This window comes from Rhizobacter sp. P2_H3, from assembly GCF_056403355.1.
The window spans coordinates 1-677 of record NZ_JBFUFQ010000540.1; the positions used below are offsets into that span (position 1 = coordinate 1).

Sequence of the window (677 nt, forward strand, 5' to 3'; positions counted from 1 at the left end):
TTTTCACGCTGGACGCAAGCCTTGAGACGCTATTGCTCGTCGGCAGCTTGGACGAGGGGCGGCACTTGCGAGTCTGGCTCAGCGGCAAGGGGCTCGCATCGCTGTGGGCCCCGCTAAGACCGGTCGTCGGCCTGAAAAGACGGCCTTCGGAAGTTTGAAATTTTGGTGCGACCTACCGGGCTAAACCGTCGACGAACGGGCGTTCTTTGGAATGACGAACGGAAACCCGTGGCAATGCTCACTCCACGCATCGGCCTGTCACGCCGGTATTCCCACGACACCCTGGCAGCGATCGAGTCCGCTGGCGTGAGCATGCGATGATTCGTTGATGCGCTACCTCTCCTCTGCTGCGGCGCTGATTGCCGCTTCGTGTACAGCGTGGGGTCTCATGGGCTTCGTGAGCGGCTCTCTGCTCGTCCCAATTCTGCTGCTGCACTTCGCTGCAGTTCTTTGGGTGTGGCGAAGGTGAACTGCTATGCGCCGGTTCCGTTGAGGCGTCCTGACGGGGCAACGCACCTGACGAGTTGAATCGCCCCGGCTTTCGTGGAGGCCGGTTGGTGTGAGTCAGGCCGTGATGGCCTGACGAGTGGCGAGTTGCGATGGTAGTTTGCCTCGGCTTCGACTGGCGGGATGTAGCCGATGGGCTCGAGCAGCCGGTGGTGGTTGAACCACGAGAC

1 protein-coding gene is annotated in these 677 nt (G+C 61.4%); it reads right to left on the minus strand.

Annotated elements, in window-relative coordinates:
- Nucleotides 1-473: 473 nt before the first annotated feature.
- Nucleotides 474-677, minus strand: a 204-nt coding sequence (locus AC1D1T_RS32920) for a hypothetical protein (protein ID WP_477993568.1), incomplete at its 5' end; no start/stop codon positions are given.